We start from the raw sequence: 17,289 nt of genomic DNA on the forward strand, positions 1-17,289 counted from the left end.
GCCTTTGGCGCAAAACGGACTATGAAACGGCTCAGCCAAGCCATCTGGAACGCGCGCCGGAGCCCGTCATGACCGAAATCCTGCAGACCCCAAAGCTTGTCGTCGTCTTTGGCGGGTCAGGCTTTGTCGGCCGCCATGTCGTGCGGGCGCTGGCCAAGCGCGGCTATCGCATCCGGGTCGCCTGCCGGAGGCCCGATCTTGCCGGCCATCTGCAGCCGCTCGGCAATGTCGGCCAGATCCAGCCGGTGCAGGCCAATGTGCGCGTGCGCTGGTCGGTCGACCGCGCCGTGCAAGGCGCCGACCATGTCGTCAATCTCGTCGCCATCCTGCATCAGAGCGGCCGGCAGAAATTCTCCGCCGTGCATGATTTCGGTGCTCGCGCGATCGCCGAGGCGGCGCGCTCCGTCGGCGCCGGGCTCACCCATATTTCGGCGCTCGGCGCCGATCTGGACTCCGAATCGGATTATGCGCGCACCAAGGCGCTGGGCGAGAAGGCGGTGCTGGAGACGATCACTGACACCGTGATCTTCCGGCCGTCGATCAATTTCGGGCCGGAAGACAGCTTCTTCAACCGTTTCGCCAATATGGCGCGTTATTCTCCGGTGCTGCCGCTGATCGGCGGCGGCCACACCAAGTTCCAGCCGGTCTATGTCGGCGACGTCGCCGAGGCGGTGGCGCGCTCGGTCGACGGCAAGATCGATGGCGGCCAGGTCTACGAGCTTGGCGGCCCCAACGTGCTCACCTTCAAGGAGTGCATGCAGGAACTGCTCACCGTGATCGAGCGCAAGCGCCTGCTGGTGCCGGTGCCATGGTGGGTGGCAAACATCCAGGCCTCGATCCTCGGCCTCCTGCCCAATCCGCTGCTGACCAAGGACCAGGTGATGCAGTTGCGCGAGCACAACATCGTTTCGGACGAAGCAGCCAAGGCGAACCGGACACTGGCGGGGCTCGGCATCCAGCCGCAATCGATCGCGACGATCCTCCCCAGCTACCTCTGGCGCTTCCGCGCCGCCGGCCAGTTCCAGCAGCGCAAGCCCGCAGTGTGAGGGGGCGCAACAGCTCCTCTGTGACCCGCTCTAACTTCTTGTTTTTACGCAATTCCGGACGGAAAACCGCTACGCACTTTTCCTGGAATTGCTCTAGCGAGGCGTGACCTGCATCGGCAGACCGCCTTGCGGCTGCGTGGTCAATTTCTGCACCGGCCAGGGTTTTGTTTCGGCAGTCGTGTCGAAGCGGAAGCGGGACAAAAGTATGGCGAGCGCGATGATCGCCTCCTGCATGGCGAAGCTGGCGCCGATGCAGACGCGCGGGCCCGCGCCGAAGGGCAGATACTGGAAACGGTCGATCTTTTCACGGTTTCCCGGGTGAAAGCGTTCGGGCAGGAAGGCGTCAGGCTTGTCCCACAGCTTCCTGTGGCGGTGGACGACCCACGGCATCACCAGCACGGCAGCGTACTTGGGGATGTAGAGATCCTTCCACATTTCGGGCTCGATCGGCTCGCGATTGATCGACGGCGCCGGCGGATACAGCCGGAGCGCCTCGTCGAAGGCGGCGCGTGTCAGCGGCATGGCGTCGAGCCACTTCGTCGGATCGGGCTCGCGCGCCAGCACCTGGTCGATCTCCCGTTCGATCCGGTCACGCTCCCAGGGCGATTCAGCCAGGCAATACAGCGTCCAGCCCAGCGCGCGCGCCGTCGTCTCGTGGCCGGCGCCTATGAAGGTGATGATGTTGTCCTCGACTTCCGGGCGCGTCAGCCCGTCGGGGCCTTCGGCCTTGAGCAGCAGCGTCAGGAAATCCTGGGGCACGGCATCGGGATCGCGCCTGAACTTTTCTTCGCGCATCCTGACCGTGTCGGTCACGATCTTGCGGAAATAGGCCATCGTCTTGCGGCCGCGGATGCGGGTCAGCCGCGGCAGCCAGTCGGGCGCGCGCAACAGGTCGAGCGGATCGACGCGACCCATGGTCTCGAACAGGCGATCGATCTCGTTGGCGAAACTGCCTGGTTCGCCCGCGATCTCGCCGGAAAACAGCGTCTCGGCGAGGATGTCGTAGGTGAGCAGCGTCATGTCATGGGCGATGTCCGAGGTGCCGCCAGACTCGTAACGGGTGACGAACTCCAGCGTGCGTTTCAGCATCGGCTGCGCGAAGCCGAAGATGTGGCGCGGCGTGAACACCGGCGCCATCGCCTTGCGCGACCGCTTCCACACCTCGCCCTCGGCGGTCAGCAGGCCGTCGCGCAGGATCGGCCTCAGGATCTTCTGGCGCACCGTCGCCATCTTGTAGTTCTTGGCGTTGTCGACCAGCACATGGCGGATCAGGCCGGGATCATTGGCGATGACCAGCGGCCCGCCAGCGCCCTTGGCCGAAATCCAGGGTTCGTTGTAGGTCGGCTCGCCCCAGAGTTCGAGCGGATTGCGATAGACGATGCGGATCATCTCCAGCGTCGAAGGCGGCGATGTGCGCGGCTTCGGGGCGGGAGGAACGAAGGGGGCGGGCTGAGTATCCATGAAGTGCTCCGCTGCTCCCATCAATGTAGTGGCTGGCACACCGGGCGTCCATGTGACCGAACGGCAGACCGAACCGTGGCGGAAGGAACGCCAGGGCGGACAGTCTGTTCATCCGATCGTGACCGTTCCGCCAGGGTTCAACCTTGTCCGCAGAAAGACTGTGCCGTACTGACGGTCACCAACGGATACCGCCCGACAAAGGAGCCTGCCTTGAAGCGCCAGTTGAACATCATCATCGGCAGCACGCGGCCCGGCCGCGCCGGTCCGGTTTTTGCCGAGTGGCTGGAGACGTTCGCGCGCGAGCACGGAAAATTCGCGCCAGTGCTGACCGACATCGCCGCGTTCAACCTGCCGGTGCTGGATGAGCCGCATCATCCAAGGCTCGGCAACTATCAGAACGACCACACCAAGGCCTGGTCGAAGGCGATCGACCGCGCCGACGCCTTTGTCTTCGTGGCGCCGGAATACAATTATTTCGCGGCACCCGCGATCGTCAACGCGATCGACTATCTCGCCCGCGAATGGAAATACAAGCCCGCCGCCATCTTCAGCTATGGCGGTGTCTCCGGCGGCTTGCGCGCGGCACAGGCGCTGAAGCCGCTGCTGACCGCGGTCGGGATCATGCCGATCCCGGAAGGCGTCGCGCTGCCGCTGTACCAGAAACTGCTCGACGAGAATGGCGCCTTCGATGCCAGCGAGCAGGTGCGAGGCGGGACCAAGACCATGCTGGACGAACTGTCGCGCTGGAGCGAGGCGTTGAAACCAATGCGCGCAGCCTGAAGGAGCCGCTCCCAATCCCGGCTTGCTCGTGCCATAAAGAGATGGAATGGTCGGCAAATGACTGAGCCGGGGGGCGGTTCGACTTGCGTTTGCTGTTTGCCTTGCTGCTGATGCTTGCGACCACCGCTGCAGCGGTGGCTGAGCGGCGCGTGGCATTGGTCATGGCCGATGACGACTACCGGCTGGCCCGGCCGCTTGCCAATCCCATCCATGACGGCGAAGCGATGGAAGCGGCGCTGAAGAAACTTGGTTTCGAGGTGGTGCTCGAAACCAACCGCGATCTCAGGCGCATGCGCCGCGCGCTCGACGATTTCCGCGAAGACGCCAGGGGCGCGGACGTGGCGCTGGTGTATTTCTCAGGGCACGGCGTCGAAATATCGGGCGACAACCGGCTGCTGCCGGTCGATGCCGATGCGTCCTCGCTCGATGCGCTGGACAAGACCAGCCTGCCGCTGGAAGAGGTGCGCGACGCGGTCGCGGCCACCGCGAAAGTCGGGCTGATCGTGCTCGATGCCTGCCGCAGCGATCCGTTCTCGGGGCGTGGCGGCGACGGGCGCGGCGCGACCTCGCTGGCCAACGATGTCGCCGACAAGGTCAAGCCGGGTCTTGGCCGCATCGGGCGGGCGGAAAACATCCTGTTCGCTTTCTCTGCCGCGCCCGGCGAGACAGCCGCCGATGGCGCCGGTCAAAACTCACCCTTCACCACGGCGCTGACCAAATATCTCGGCACGGACGGGCTCGAAATCCGCTCGGTGCTGACGCTGGTGCAGCAGGAGGTCTACGACCTGTCGCGAGGCAAGCAACTGCCCTATGTCGAGAGCGGCCTGCCGAAACTGTTCTTCGCCGCCGCGGCCAAGGAACAGTTGCCAGAGCGCGAACGGCTGCTGCTGGCCATGGCCGACGTGACGCCGGACATGCGCGGCGAGGTCGAGCGGATCGCCAGCGACGCCGACATGCCGCTGGCGCCGCTCTATGGGGCGTTGATCAGCGCCGACATCAGCCATTTGTCGGCCGAGAGCCTGAATGCCCGGCTGCGCGAGGCGGCCGACGCCTTCGTCAAGGTACGCGCCGAGATGAAGACGCTGGGCGCCGACGATCCGCGTGTGACGGAACTGCGCCGTCAGGCCGAGGAGCAGTTGGCCCTGGGCGCCTTCGGCGCGGCACAGGCGAAGCTGGCCGAGGCGGTCGATATCGACGAGGTGTCGCGCAAGGCGCTGAAGGCGAATTTCGCCGACCGGACGCTGTCGCAGGCGGCGACGCTGTTCCTGTCGGCGGGCGCGGCGCGCGCCGACCTCAACTATGCGGCGGCCATCAAGGGCTATGAAACCGTGCTGTCGCTGTATGGCGAGGCCGGGCAGACCTCGCTCAGCCTGGAACAGGCCGACCGTCAGAGCCGCACGCTGGAGGAACTCGGTATTCTTTATACGACGGTGGGCAATGTCGACGCGGCCGGCCGGGCCTTCGCCGCGCTGTTGGCCAATCTCGAGCAGCGGTCGCGTCAGGAAACCGATCCCAGCGTCAAGCGCGATCTCGCCATCAGCCATATCAAGCTCGCCAACACTGAGGTGGCGCAAGGCAACCTGCCGAGCTCGCTCGAAAACTATGAGGCGGCCAGGGGCATGCTGCAGGAGTTGACCGCAAGCGTGCCGGACAAGAAAGACTGGCTCGGTGATCTTGCCATGGCCAATGACAAGATCGGCAACGTCCTGGCGACACAAGGCGATGTGGCCGCGGCCGCCCAGGCCTATCAACAAAGCCTGTCGATCAAGCAGAAATTGGCCGACGCCGAGCCGAACAGCGCCTATCTGCTGCGCGACCTGACCATAACCTATGACGAAATCGGCGACCTTGCCCGTACCGCCGGCCAGTTGGACAGCGCCCAGACGGCCTTTGAAGAGAGCCTGAGAATCCGGCAGGCGCTGGCCGAGAACAAACCCGACGACCTTGAGCGCCAGCGCGCGGTCTCCGTAAGCCACGAGAGGATCGGTGACGTGCTGCGCGAGCGTGGCGCCGCCGCCGATGCGCTCGTGGCCTATAACAAGAGCCAGGCGATCGCCGAAGACCTGGTGCGCCGCGATCCTAACGATACCGACTTGAAGCGCGACCTGTCGATCAGCTACGCCAAGATCGGCAACGCGCTCAACGACCAGGAGAGCTGGCCGGCAGCGCTGGCTTCCTATCAACAAGCGCTGGCCGTAGCGCGTGAACTTGCCGCGAGCGACCCAGGCAACACCGACTGGCAGCGCGACCTTTCGGTCTGTCTGGAAAAGGTTGCCGGTGTGCTTGATGTCCAGGGCAATGTCAGCGACGCACTGCGAAACTACCAGGACAGTCTTGCCATTGCCGACCGGCTGGCCAAGCTCGACCCGGGCAATTCCGACTGGCAACGCGACCTGTCGATCACATTCTCGGAAATCGGCATGCTGGAGACCAAGCAGCGGCATTTCGAGGGTTCCAGGAAGGCCTTCGAAGCCAGCCTCGGCATCCGCCAGACACTGGCTCAATCCGATCCGAACAATGCGCTTTGGCAATTTGATCTGGTTCAGGCCTACATCAACTATGCGTATGTGGCCAAGGATCCGAAGGCGGTGCTGACCAAGGCGCTGAACCTGACGCTGGAGCTAGACCGCACGGGCCGGCTGGCGCCAAGGGACAAATCCACGATCAAATATTTGCACGGCCTTCTCGCTAAATTCAACGCTCGAAAAAAATAGCCGGCTGGCGGCTCGGCATTTGAGCCGGAAATGCCTGCAAACCTTGGAAAAACCGCCTTTAGCGCCTATATCTAGTCGATATCAGAAGCGCGATTCGGGGCCGATTTTTCGCGCTGTACAAGCGGCATCTAGACAACAGGTTTTCATGAGCGACCAGACCGAGAACACCAACGGCGCTGAAGCCGAATACGGCGCCGATTCCATCAAGGTTTTGAAGGGGTTGGATGCTGTCCGCAAGCGGCCGGGCATGTATATCGGCGACACCGATGACGGCTCGGGCCTGCATCACATGGTCTACGAGGTGGTCGACAACGCCATCGACGAGGCGCTGGCCGGCCATGCCGACCTGGTTTCGGTGACGCTTAATCCCGATGGCTCGGTGACGGTTATCGACAATGGCCGTGGCATTCCGACCGACATTCACCCCAGCGAGGGCATTTCGGCGGCCGAAGTGATCATGACGCAGCTGCATGCCGGCGGAAAGTTCGACCAGAACTCCTACAAGGTTTCTGGCGGCCTGCATGGCGTCGGCGTCTCGGTCGTCAACGCGCTGTCGGCCTGGCTGAAGCTCAAGATCCGCCGCAACGGCCAGATCTTCGAAATGAGTTTCACCCATGGCGATGCCGACGCGCCGCTGAAGGCGACCGGCAGCTACGAGCAGGACAAGCGCCCGGGCACCAATGAGGGCCGCAGCGGCAGCGAGATCACCTTCTTTCCGTCCGCCGAGACCTTCACCATGGTCGAGTTCGACTTCGGCACGCTGGAGCACCGGCTGCGCGAACTCGCCTTCCTGAACTCCGGTGTGCGCATCGTGCTGACAGACGCCCGTCATGCGGACGTCGTGAAGCATGAACTGCACTATGACGGGGGCCTCGAAGAGTTCGTCAAATATCTCGACCGCGTCAAGAAACCGCTGATCGAGAAGCCGATCGCCATCAGGGCCGAGCGCGACGGCATCACCGTCGAAGTGGCGATGTGGTGGAACGACAGCTACCACGAGAATGTGCTGGCCTTCACCAACAACATTCCGCAGCGCGACGGCGGCACGCATCTGGCCGGTTTTCGCGGTGCGCTGACCCGCCAGATCACCGGCTATGGCGAATCCTCGGGCCTGACCAAGAAGGAAAAGGTCTCGCTGATCGGCGACGATTGCCGCGAAGGCCTGACGGCGGTGCTGTCGGTCAAGGTTCCCGATCCGAAATTCTCGTCGCAGACCAAGGACAAGCTGGTCTCGTCGGAAGTCCGTCCCGTGGTCGAAGGGCTGGTCAATGAAGCACTCGGCACGTGGCTCGAAGAGCATCCGACCGAGGGCAAGGTGGTCGTCGACAAGGTGATCCAGGCCGCGGCGGCGCGCGAAGCCGCGCGCAAGGCGCGCGACATCACCCGCAAGACCTCGCTTGGGGTCACCTCGCTGCCCGGCAAGCTGGCCGACTGCCAGGAACGCGACCCGGCGAAGTCCGAAATCTTCATCGTCGAGGGTGACTCGGCAGGCGGCTCCGCCAAGGGCGGCCGTTCGCGGCAGAACCAGGCGATCCTTCCCTTGCGCGGCAAGATCCTCAATGTCGAGCGGGCTCGCTTCGACCGCATGCTCTCGTCCGACATGATCGGCACACTGATCACCGCGCTCGGCACCTCGATCGGCAAGGACGAATTCAACGCCGACAAGCTGCGTTACCACAAGATCATCCTGATGACCGACGCCGACGTCGACGGCGCCCATATCAGGACCCTGCTGCTCACCTTCTTCTTCCGGCAGATGCCGGAGCTGATCGAGCGCGGCCATCTCTACATCGCCCAGCCGCCGCTCTACAAAGTGACGCGCGGCAAGAGCTCGCAATACATCAAGAATGAGAGCGCCTTCGAGGAATTCCTGATCGATTCAGGGTTGGAGGAGGCTTCGCTTACACTTGGCTCGGGGGAAGTGCGGACCGGACAGGATCTGCACGGCGCCGTTGCCGACGCGCTGGCCGTGCGCCAGCTCATCAACGGCTTGCACACGCGCTACAACCGCAACGTCGTCGAGCAGGCGGCGATCGCCGGCGGGCTCAATCCCGATGTCTTTGCCGATCTTGGCCGCGCCAACACGATGGCGGAGCGGATCGCGCAACGCCTCGACATCATTGCAGAGGACACCGAGCGCGGCTGGACCGGCCGCATGTCGACGTCGAACGAGGGCATCGGCGGCTATGTCTTCGAACGCACCGTGCGCAGCGTCAAGGAATACGCCCATCTCGACATGGCGCTGATCAATTCCGCCGATGCACGCCAGCTCGACCGCTACGCGCAGCGCCTCAGCGAGATCTACGAGACGCCGCCGGTGCTGCGCCGCAAGGATGTGTCCGAAACTGTCTCGGGGCCGCTGGCGCTGCTCAACGCGGTCTTCGCGACCGGCCGCAAAGGACTGACCATGCAACGCTACAAGGGTCTCGGCGAGATGAATGCCGAGCAGTTGTGGGAGACCACGCTCGACCCGAATGTGCGCTCGCTGCTGCAGGTCAAGGTCAACGACGCGACCGACGCCGACAGCCTGTTCTCGCGGCTGATGGGCGACGAGGTGGAACCACGGCGCGAATTCATCCAGGACAACGCGCTGTCGGTCGCCAACCTGGATATTTGACCGACCGCCCAAATCGGCGCGCCAGGCAATTCCAGAAAGTGCGGAACGGTTTTCCGGGGAAAAGCGATAGCGCTTTCCCCTGGGGGACTTCGTCAAGACAACGAATAGAGCGGTTCCGCGTTTTCGTGAGACAATGAACCGTTCTACGCCGCGCCAATTTGTTCCATCGCCGGCAAACAAAATCATTTCATAGCCCATCGGAACGGAAGCTCCCGAGAGACATTGTGACAGTATCGATCACAATTTCTCACAAGGAGACATCCATGGGACGCGGCATCTTGCTCTGGTTGCTCGGCATTCCGATTCCGATCATCATCCTCATCATGCTGTTCGTACGGTAGGGGGCCTGAAATGCAGTCCGCCCTATCGGCTGTCAACGTATCCGCTTCGACGGAATCGTCCTCCACCGCGGTCAGCTGGGGACCGATCATTGCCGGCGCCTTCGCGGCCTCGACGCTGACATTCATCCTCATGCTGCTCGGCTCGGGCCTCGGGCTCACTATGGTTTCGCCATGGTCGGGCTCCAGCGCATCGATCACCACCTTCGCGGTGTCCACCGCCGTCTGGCTGGTCATCGTGCAATGGCTTTCCTCCGCTGTCGGGGGCTATTTGGCAGGACGGTTGCGTACCAAATGGGTCGGCATCCACACCGACGAGGTCTATTTCCGCGACACCGCCCACGGCTTTCTCGCCTGGGCGTTGGCCACGCTTCTCGTTGTAGGCGTACTTGGCTCGGCGCTTTCCGCCGCGATTGGATCAGGTGTACAGGCCGCGTCCACCGTGGCCTCGGGAGCCGCCATGGGTGCGTCGGCCGGCGCCTCGGCCAATGCCAGCGGCGCATCGGCCGACAATGCGACCTCCTATCTGGTGGATTCGCTGTTCCGGCCGGCCGATCCGGCCAAGCTCGCGGCCGCCAATCCAGGCGATGAAGCCGCGGCAGCCGGGCAGGCCTCACGTATCCTGATCGCCGGTACCGTCGCCGGCGAGGTCTCCGCGGAAGACAAGACCTATCTTGCGCAATTGGTCGCCGCGCGCACCGGCCTTTCCGAGGCTGACGCCAAGACACGTGTCGACGCGGTACTGGCGAAGGCGCAGGACGCGAAGGTCAAGGCGAAGCAGGCGGCCGACACGGCAAGAAAGGCAAGCGCCACCTTTGCGCTTCTCGGTGCCCTGTCGCTGGTCATCGGCGCCTTCATCGCCAGTGCGGCCGCGGCTCTCGGCGGCAGGCAGCGCGATGAAGAGGAAGCCGTTTTCCTGACCAACGGATGAAAGCAAAGCATCAGGACAGCACCAAAGAGCCCGGCATCGACCGGGCTCTTTCTTTATTCGACAGTCAAGATCGGCCGGATCAGTGATCCATCGCCTTGACGATCTCTTCGGTCATCTTCTTGGCGTCGCCGAGCAGCATCATGGTGCCGTCCTTGTAGAACAGCGTGTTGTCGATGCCGGCATAGCCGGAACCGAGCGAGCGCTTGACGAACAGGCAGGTGCGGGCCTTGTCGACGTCGAGGATCGGCATGCCGTAGATCGGGCTGCTCTTGTCATCACGCGCGGACGGGTTGGTGACGTCGTTGGCGCCGATGACATAGGCGACGTCGGCCTGCGCGAATTCGGAGTTGATGTCCTCGAGCTCGAACACTTCGTCGTAAGGCACGTTGGCCTCCGCCAGCAGCACGTTCATGTGGCCAGGCATGCGGCCTGCGACCGGGTGAATGGCGTATTTGACATCGACGCCGTTGGCCTTGAGCTTGTCGGCCATTTCGCGCAGCGCGTGCTGCGCCTGCGCAACCGCCATGCCGTAACCCGGCACGATGATGACCTTCTGCGCGTTCATCATCAGGTAAGCGGCATCGTCGGCCGAACCCTGCTTGACGGTGCGCTCGATGCCGTCGTCAGCCGCGGCGGCCGCCTCGCCGCCGAAGCCGCCGAGAATGACCGAGATGAAGCTTCGGTTCATGCCCTTGCACATGATGTAGGACAGGATGGCGCCCGACGAGCCGACCAGTGCGCCGGTGATGATCAGCGCCAGATTGCCGAGCGTAAAGCCGAGAGCCGCCGCTGCCCAGCCCGAATACGAATTCAGCATCGAGACAACGACCGGCATGTCGGCGCCGCCGATCGGGATGATCAGGAGGATGCCGAGCACCAGCGAGGCGGCGACGATCAGCCAGAACACCAGCTTCGATTCCGTACCGACCAGGAGCACGATCAGCACGACCAGGGCGATGCCAAGTGCGGCGTTGATGAAGTGACGGCCGCCGATCATAATCGGCTTGCCGGACATGCGGCCATCGAGCTTGAGGAAGGCAATGACCGAGCCGGTGAAGGTGATGGCGCCTATGGCGACGCCGAGGCTCATCTCGATCAGGGCCTGGGCATGGATGTCGCCAGCGGTGCCGATGCCGAAGCTCTCCGGTGCGTAGATGGCGGCGGCCGCCACCATGACGGCGGCGAGGCCGACCAGCGAGTGAAAGGCTGCGACCAGCTGCGGCATCGAGGTCATGGCGATGCGGCGCGCGGTGACGGCGCCCACGCCGCCGCCAATGGCGAGGCCAAGCACGATCAGGCCGAAGCGGCCAGCGGACGGGGTTGCCAGCGCCAGCGTGGTGGCAATGGCGATGCCCATGCCGATCATGCCGTAGAGATTGCCCTGGCGGCTGGTTGTCGGATGCGACAGGCCGCGCAGCGCCATGATGAACAGGACGCCGGAAACCAGGTAGAGGAAGGACGCGAAGTTGGCGTTCATGGCGCTCTACTTGTCCTTCTTCTTGTACATGGCCAGCATGCGCTGGGTGACGAGGAAGCCGCCGAAGATGTTGACCGAGACCAGCATCAGCGCGACGAAGCCGAAGCCTGCGGCAACGCCCGAAGCCGCGATACCGACGGCGAGCAACGCACCGACGACGATGACCGACGAGATGGCGTTGGTGACGGCCATCAGCGGCGTGTGCAAGGCGGGCGTCACCGACCAAACGACATAGTAGCCGACGAAGATCGCCAGCACGAAAATGGCGAAGCGGAAGACGAAGGGATCGATGGCGCCGCCCGACAGCGCGTGCGCGGCATTACCGGCGGCCTCGGTGCCGCCCGGGGCATTGGCCAGGTTCTGCACCGCGAGCCTGACGGCAGCACTTGCCTGGTCGAGTTGATCCAGGGCTTTCTGCAAGGTCTGATCCATCACGCGGTCCCTTTCGGCTTAGACGCGGGCGATTTGGGTGCGGCAGGTTTCTTCGCTGCCGCCTTTTTCGGCGCAGGCGTGGACGCATCGGCGACCAAGGTCGTGGCCGGGATCGCCGCCGGCTCGACATAGGGCTGCTGGTCCGCCTTGGCGAAGGCCGGGTGAACGACCTTGCCGCCATCGGTCAGCATCGTCGCCTTGACCAGGTCGTCGTCGCGGTTGATGGCAAGCGTCTTGGTCGTCTTGTCGACCAGAGTCTCGAGGAAGGCGAACAGGTTCTTCGCGTAGAGCAGCGAGGCGGATGCGGCGACACGGCCGGGCACATTGAGGTGGCCGATGATCTTCACATTGTTGGCGGTGGTGACGATCTTGCCTGGCTCGGCACCCTCGACATTCCCGCCGCGCTCGACAGCGAGATCGACCAGCACCGAGCCCGGCTTCATCGAGGCGACCATGGCGGCGGAGACGAGCTTCGGCGCCGGCCGTCCCGGGATCAGCGCCGTGGTGATGACGATGTCCTGCTTGGCGATGTGCTCGGCGGTGAGTGCCGCCTGCTTGGCCTGGTATTCCCTGGACATTTCCTTGGCGTAGCCGCCGGCGGTCTCGGCGGCCTTGAACTCCTCGTCCTCGACCGCCAGGAATTTTGCGCCGAGCGAGGCGACCTGTTCCTTGGCGGCGGGGCGCACATCGGTGGCGGTGACGACGGCACCGAGACGGCGCGCGGTGGCGATCGCCTGCAGCCCGGCGACGCCGACGCCCATGATGAACACTTTCGCTGCAGGCACGGTGCCCGCCGCCGTCATCATCATCGGCAGCGCCCGGTCATATTCCGACGCACCGTCGATCACCGCCTGGTAGCCGGCAAGATTGGCCTGGCTGGACAGGACGTCCATCGACTGGGCGCGGGTGATGCGCGGCATGAATTCCATCGAGAAGGCGGTGACGCCGGCCCTGGCCAAGGCCGTGACAGCGGCATCGTTGCCGTAGGGATCCATGATGGCGATCACCGCGGCGCCAGCTTTGTAACTCTTCAGCTCGGCGTCCGTTGGCCGGCGAACCTTCAGCACGACATCGGCCTTGGCGACATCCAAGGCCTTGCCGATAACGGCACCTGTCTTGGCGAATTCTTCGTCGGGGATGCGCGAGCGGGTTCCGGCACCGGTTTCGACGATGACGTCGAAACCCAGGCCCGCCAGCCGCTTCACCGTATCGGGCGATGCCGCGACGCGCGGCTCGTTCGCATCGAGCTCACGAGGGATGAAAACCGTCTGTCCCACCGCATGATCCTTTCGGCTGGAACCTGTCTGCGCGACGTGTCGACCGGGATATCCGGCTACGTCAACCGCAAGAGGGTTTTGGAAGGTCTATCGCAGAATGAAGGCGCCAACGGCCATGATCAGCACGAACAGGATGGTCGCCGAAAAAAAGCCGCCCGCGAAGAAGCCGAAAGCCATCGCCAGAAGCAGAGCGCCGCAGAAGAGCGAGCCATATTTGGCCAGCGCCAGAAAGCCCGCATAGGTACGGTCATGCTCGGCATAGTCCATCTTCGCGCCCAGTTCTACAGGACCGGTCGGCGTGTGCTCAGCCATAGGAATACCCCTTCGAAGACATCTTTCAGGCACATACCGAAAAGCTGGGCGCAGAGCAATGGCGCTATTGCCGCATCGCAGCCGACAACTGCCTCAAGGGAAAATTGAAACTGGCCGCCGATGCCGGGCAATCGGCGGCTTTGCGGCACGCTTGACCCGCTGTCTCAGCCGGCCAGATGCGGAAACAGGCCCAGCAGTCCAACGACAATCAGATAGAGCGCGACGATGTAGTTCAGCAGCCGTGGCATGATGAGGATCAGCACGCCGGCAATCAGCGAGATGAGCGGCGTGAGGGCCAGCGAGTGGATGGTCATGACCGTATTCCTTCCCACGAACAATGCGACACGCCCGGGGCGAACGCCCGTTGGGCAGAATTGCGGCGATACTCGATGGCGATGCCGCTACTCATAACGGCAGATCCGCGGGAAAGGTTCATGATGCCAGGAAGGCGCCCGTTCAGGCAGCGTCGCGATAGTATTTCGCCGTCGGTACGATGGACAGCGGCGTCAGCCGGTTGATGGCCGGATTAGCGAACATCATCCGCTGCTCCACCGCCGTCGACTTAAAGAACGGGAACCGTTCGAGTGTCTGGCGCAAGTTTTCGCCGCAGGGGATTTCGAACAGGGCGATCGGCGCAAGAACACCCGGGAACACCTTGCCCTCTGTCCTCTGAATGGCATGGAAGATGCGAGCATAGTAAGCGGAATGCTCGATCTTGATCGGCGTAAGCACTGCCGTGAGGTTGAAGTAACTGGCGGCCACCATGCCAAGCCTGAGCGTCAGAAAAGGCAGGACTCCGGGCGCGGGCGCACTGTCGGCATCGGTTGCGAAGCGAGTCCCGTCGATGAATGTCTCTCCGCGGGCAAGCCGCTCGGTCAATATTTCCGGATAGGCGTCGACGGACGGCGAATGAGGGTGCTCTCGGGAAATGTAGTGGAGCCGTAGTGTGCTGACCAGGTGTCCATCGAAGTAGACGCCGAACCGATAGGAATTCGGCAGATTGTCCCAGCGATCCTCGAACATCCCGCTGGCGATCGGGCCGCACATGCCCGATTGCAGGTAGGAATGATAGCGAAGGCGGTAGATCGCCTCCAGATCCTCGCCTCCAGTGATGAGACGATAGTCGACATGCTCCAGCAATTGCATGATCGAATGGTTCAGCGCCGACCCAGCATTTGCGCCGGCGCCAGCCCGCGCATCGTTTCTTGCAGCATCCATTCTCAAGTCCTCGTATCCGCCTCTGAACAGGCTATTCGAGTTGAAATGAGACACAAGCCGAAAATTCGACCCTACCAATTTACCACTTGTTAACCTTAACGACCGGAGATTCTGGCGGCAGAGTGGTGTTGGCTAAAGGAGCAGTTTTGGCGTCCAGATCCAAGTTAGCGTGAAAACTACTGAGCGCTTTGCTTGGAATTGTTCCAAGTCACTGCCAGATATGCTGGTTCGTATGAGCCCGCCACACGATCCAAGCAACGCACATTATTAACTTCGATGGGCGGGAATTTGCGGCGAAAGCTAGCCGGCTGTGCGCTTGGCGGCGAGACGCAGATCCGCGGCAAATGGCCAAGTGACGTTCGACATCGTCTCGATACCCGACGCGCTGAGCGCTGCGCCGAACAGGAAGCCCTGGACAAGATCCGGCTTCACCGAATGCATCAAGACCTTAAGCTGCTCGAATGTCTCCACGCCTTCGATGGTGACGGTAAGCCCCAGGATACGGGTCAGATCGACGACGCCCTTCAACAGCTCGAGTGAGCGCGGATTGTGGGTGATGTCCATCACGAACGACCGGTCGATCTTGATCTTGTCGAGTGGAAGCTTATGGAGATAGCTCAGGCTTGAATAGCCGGTGCCGAAATCGTCGAGGGCGATGCGGACGCCGAGCTGCTTCAGTTCCTCGATATATTGGCGGGTCAAGGACTTGTCGTCGAGCAGCGCGGTTTCCGTGACTTCGATTTCTAGGCGGCCGGCGGCGAGGCCGGAGTTCGCCAACGCATCGCGCACCTTCTGGATGACGTCGCGGCTGCGGAAATCCCTGGCCGAGAGATTGACCGAGACGCTGGTCTGGTCAGGCCATTTGGCGCATTCGGTGCAAGCCGCATGCAGCACGAAGGTGCTGATTTCGGAAATGATGCCCATCTCCTCGGCCAGCGGAATGAATATGCCGGGCGAAATCGGTCCGAGATCGGGATGGTCCCAGCGGCAGAGCGCCTCGCAGCTGGCGATGCGCATGGTGTTCATCGCCACGATCGGCTGGTAGACGACCCGCAGGTCCCTGCTTTCCACGGCACTGCGCAGATCCGCCTTCATCAGCTGGCGGTTGCGGAACGCGGCGTCCATCGCCGCCTCGAACAGCCGCCAACCGTTCTTGCCGAGCTCCTTGGCCTTGTAGAGCGCCAGGTCCGCCTTGACGATCATGGCGTCGACATCGGTCCCGCCGACCTTGGACAGCACCGCGCCGGCGCTGGCCTGGATCCGCAACCCGTGGCCCGCGACGTCGACCTCTCCCTGCAGCTCGGCGAAAATCCGGTCGAGCAGGCTCTCCAGGTGGCTCTCGTCATCGATGCGGTCGAAGAACAGCATGAACTCATCGCCACCGAAGCGGCTGACGGTAAGGCCTTGCCCGGCGATGGCCGCCAGGCGATCGGCTACGGCGTAAATCAGCCCGTCGCCGACAGGATGTCCGAGCGTGTCGTTGACGCTCTTGAAATCGTCGAGGTCGATCACGGCGAGGCCGCACAGGCGGTCGCGGTCGCCGGAGGCCATCAGTTCGCCGACCAGTTCGTGGAAATAGGCACGGTTGGGAAGGCCGGTGAGATTGTCGTAGCGCGCCATGAACCGGATCTTTTCCTCCGCTTCGACGCGCGCCGTAACATCCTCGAAGGTGATCACGCCGAGTTCCTGGCTGCCTTCGCGCGCGGAGAATTCGTAATGCTGGCCGTTGGCGAGCGAAACAAGCACCTTGCGGTCCCTGCCCTCGCGCAGGGCGCGAGTCAGCTGCGCCTCGACGTAGCGGCAGTCCTTCGGCGCCAGCATACCGCCGGCGACGCCGCGCATCAGAAGGCCGTGGATGGAGCGCCCGAGCAGCGCGTCGGCCGATTTCAGCGACATCAGATGAGCGGCCTCGGCATTGGCGACCGCGACACGCCCGTCAGGGCCGAGCATGACTAGGCCGTGCGACATGGTGTTGAGCGCGCGGTCGAACCTGCGCGTTATGCTTTTCGCCTGCTGGTGGCCGATGACCGCGGAAAAAAGCACATTGCGAACATGGTCGGCGCTGTTGATGGTAATGAACGTCATCGGGAAGATCATCAGACCGAGGACGACAGACGGGGCATCCTGACGCAGCAGGAGCGCAACTGCCATCGGACCGATGAAGGTTACGGAAAAAATCCGCACCATGCGCGGAGAACCGTAGTTGCGGGCGACAACCGTGACCAGGGTTGCCAACGTCAGCGACATCGCCGCCAGTTCGGCGAATGGGTCGGGATACACATAGATCGACACGAAGCACAGCGCACCCAAACCGAGGCCCTGCAAGCAGCCTTTGAAGATGTAGCTGCGCTCCAATCGGTGTGCGTGTTCGACATCGGCAATCATGCCGCCGGTCTTCAGGAAGCTGCGAATACCGAAATAACGGAGAAGGCTGATCGGCAGTAGAATAAAAGAAAAGGCCAGAAACAACAGATTTTGCGTGCGCTGATAAATCATGAATCCGAGGATCCAGTAGCACGCGCCACCGATCACCAACATGTGCGCGTTGTCGAACAACGACCGCACAAATTGGATATAAACATCCGCGGGGATGCTTTCGGTCTTTGTTTTGCCCATATGGTCGGCCCAACGCTAGGCCTTGTCATGCCACAACCGCCTTAAGAAAGGCTTAGAACAGGGGGTTAAG

Annotated in this window: 13 protein-coding genes; 5 read left to right on the top strand and 8 right to left on the bottom strand. The window is 62.9% G+C overall.

Features of this window, described 5'->3' with window-relative positions; genetic code table 11:
• The first annotated feature begins 68 nt into the window (after positions 1-68).
• Complete coding sequence (locus EN808_RS28240) at positions 69-1,046, top strand: complex I NDUFA9 subunit family protein (RefSeq protein ID WP_135917333.1); 978 nt, start codon at positions 69-71, stop codon at positions 1,044-1,046.
• 93 nt (positions 1,047-1,139) lie between these two features.
• Here the strand turns inward: EN808_RS28240 and EN808_RS28245 are convergent, their stop codons facing one another.
• Positions 1,140-2,507, bottom strand: a complete 1,368-nt coding sequence (locus EN808_RS28245) for a cytochrome P450 (protein WP_135917334.1) — start codon at positions 2,505-2,507, stop codon at positions 1,140-1,142.
• A gap of 210 nt (positions 2,508-2,717) precedes the next feature.
• On the opposite strand from EN808_RS28245, the gene EN808_RS28250 reads away from it, so the two are divergent.
• The 4 genes from EN808_RS28250 (at position 2,718) to EN808_RS28265 (ending at position 9,887) form a co-directional block, all read left to right on the top strand.
• On the top strand, positions 2,718-3,287 hold the full coding sequence (locus tag EN808_RS28250; RefSeq protein WP_135917335.1) for an NADPH-dependent FMN reductase: 570 nt from the start codon (positions 2,718-2,720) through the stop codon (positions 3,285-3,287).
• An 83-nt stretch (positions 3,288-3,370) separates the two neighbouring features.
• Entirely contained in the window at positions 3,371-6,001 is a 2,631-nt protein-coding gene (locus EN808_RS28255) for a caspase domain-containing protein (RefSeq protein ID WP_189524181.1), read from the top strand.
• Positions 6,002-6,146: 145 nt separating this feature from the next.
• Positions 6,147-8,618, top strand: a complete 2,472-nt coding sequence (gene gyrB / locus EN808_RS28260) for a DNA topoisomerase (ATP-hydrolyzing) subunit B (protein ID WP_135917336.1) — start codon at positions 6,147-6,149, stop codon at positions 8,616-8,618.
• Between the two features lie 351 nt (positions 8,619-8,969).
• On the top strand, positions 8,970-9,887 hold the full coding sequence (locus EN808_RS28265; protein ID WP_135917337.1) for a hypothetical protein: 918 nt from the start codon (positions 8,970-8,972) through the stop codon (positions 9,885-9,887).
• A 79-nt stretch (positions 9,888-9,966) separates the two neighbouring features.
• On the opposite strand, the gene EN808_RS28270 is transcribed toward EN808_RS28265, so the two are convergent.
• From EN808_RS28270 to EN808_RS28300, 7 genes are all read right to left on the bottom strand, one after another.
• Positions 9,967-11,364, bottom strand: a complete 1,398-nt coding sequence (locus EN808_RS28270) for an NAD(P)(+) transhydrogenase (Re/Si-specific) subunit beta (protein WP_127872941.1) — start codon at positions 11,362-11,364, stop codon at positions 9,967-9,969.
• A gap of 6 nt (positions 11,365-11,370) precedes the next feature.
• The gene (locus EN808_RS28275) at positions 11,371-11,799 is read right to left on the bottom strand and encodes an NAD(P) transhydrogenase subunit alpha (protein WP_189343545.1); all 429 of its coding nucleotides are present in this window, start codon (positions 11,797-11,799) and stop codon (positions 11,371-11,373) included.
• On the bottom strand, positions 11,796-13,073 hold the full coding sequence (locus EN808_RS28280; protein ID WP_135917338.1) for a Re/Si-specific NAD(P)(+) transhydrogenase subunit alpha: 1,278 nt from the start codon (positions 13,071-13,073) through the stop codon (positions 11,796-11,798). The genes EN808_RS28275 and EN808_RS28280 overlap by 4 nt, the downstream gene beginning before the upstream one ends.
• A gap of 87 nt (positions 13,074-13,160) precedes the next feature.
• A complete protein-coding gene (locus EN808_RS28285; protein WP_127277793.1) occupies positions 13,161-13,385 on the bottom strand; it encodes an aa3-type cytochrome c oxidase subunit IV in 225 nt (74 codons plus the stop codon).
• Between the two features lie 164 nt (positions 13,386-13,549).
• Positions 13,550-13,699 carry a DUF3096 domain-containing protein gene (locus tag EN808_RS28290; RefSeq protein ID WP_015314280.1) on the bottom strand — a complete coding sequence of 50 codons (150 nt, stop codon included), beginning with the start codon at positions 13,697-13,699 and terminating at the stop codon, positions 13,550-13,552.
• Between the two features lie 142 nt (positions 13,700-13,841).
• On the bottom strand, positions 13,842-14,531 hold the full coding sequence (locus tag EN808_RS28295) for an acyl-homoserine-lactone synthase (protein WP_245464326.1): 690 nt from the start codon (positions 14,529-14,531) through the stop codon (positions 13,842-13,844).
• 372 nt (positions 14,532-14,903) lie between these two features.
• Positions 14,904-17,219 carry an EAL domain-containing protein gene (locus EN808_RS28300; protein ID WP_127872939.1) on the bottom strand — a complete coding sequence of 772 codons (2,316 nt, stop codon included), beginning with the start codon at positions 17,217-17,219 and terminating at the stop codon, positions 14,904-14,906.
• Positions 17,220-17,289 lie beyond the last annotated feature (70 nt).

It is taken from the genome of Mesorhizobium sp. M8A.F.Ca.ET.165.01.1.1 (genome assembly GCF_004792065.1).
Taxonomy (GTDB): domain Bacteria; phylum Pseudomonadota; class Alphaproteobacteria; order Rhizobiales; family Rhizobiaceae; genus Mesorhizobium.